Origin of the sequence: Vibrio ichthyoenteri ATCC 700023, from assembly GCF_000222605.1 — a bacterium.
In the GTDB taxonomy this organism is placed as follows: domain Bacteria; phylum Pseudomonadota; class Gammaproteobacteria; order Enterobacterales; family Vibrionaceae; genus Vibrio; species Vibrio ichthyoenteri.
Genome location: NZ_AFWF01000274.1, coordinates 1 through 937, shown reverse-complemented (window position 1 = coordinate 937; position 937 = coordinate 1). Strand labels below are relative to the sequence as shown.

The window sequence follows — 937 nt, the reverse complement described above, 5'->3', positions numbered from 1 at the left end:
GTCGTCTAAAACAATTAAAATAAGGATTCATTGAAATGGATGCAGCAACGATTGCCGCGTTAATATTGTTTAGCGGAACCCTCTTTTTCCTTGTTATCGGCGCGCCAATTAGTATAAGCGTCGGCATCTCTTCTTTTGCAGCTATGCTGTCCATTTTACCTGGTCAAGGGGCAATGGTCACATCGGCTCAGCGCCTCTTTGTTGGCCTAGATTCGTTTGCTTTACTTGCAATACCCTTCTTCATCTTAGCCGGAAACATTATGAATAATGGCGGTATCGCTATCCGGTTAATCAACTTTTCTAAGATTTTCAGCGGTTTTTTACCTGGCTCTTTAGCACAGACTACTGTTGTATCTAATATGTTGTTCGGTTCTATCAGTGGTTCAGGCGTAGCGTCTGCAGCCGCAGTTGGTGGCATTATGTCTCCAATACAGAAAAAAGAAGGTTACGATCCTGCATTTAGTACAGCGGTTAACATTGCTTCAGCGCCGACAGGCATGCTCATTCCGCCAAGCAATACCTTAATTGTTTACGCCACGGTTGCGGGAAGCGTATCCGTCACGGCTCTCTTTATGGGTGGTTACCTGCCAGGAATATTGTGGGGAGTTGGCGTTATGATCGTAGCGGGTATCATGGCAAAACGCCGTGGTTATACTGTTAAACACTCAATGACTCTAGCTGAATGTGCAAAAGTTGCAGTGGACGCTATTCCAAGCCTTTCTCTAATCATTATCGTCATTGGCGGAATTTTAGGCGGCGTATTTACCGCAACGGAAGCCTCAGTGATTGCCGTCGTTTATGCATTGGCTCTCAGCTTAGGCTATCGCGCATTAGATATTCGAAAACTTCCAGAAATTTTTCTAAGCACAGCAAAAATGTCAGCCATTGTCATTTTCATGCTAGCGACTTCTTCAATAATGTCGTGGGTGATGGCCTT

General features: G+C 44.7%; 1 protein-coding gene. It reads left to right on the top strand.

Annotation, left to right across the window (positions count from 1 at the left end):
* Window positions 1-35: 35 nt before the first annotated feature.
* Window positions 36-937, top strand: a 902-nt coding sequence (locus RH85_RS18150) for a TRAP transporter large permease (RefSeq protein WP_006714177.1), incomplete at its 3' end; no start/stop codon positions are given.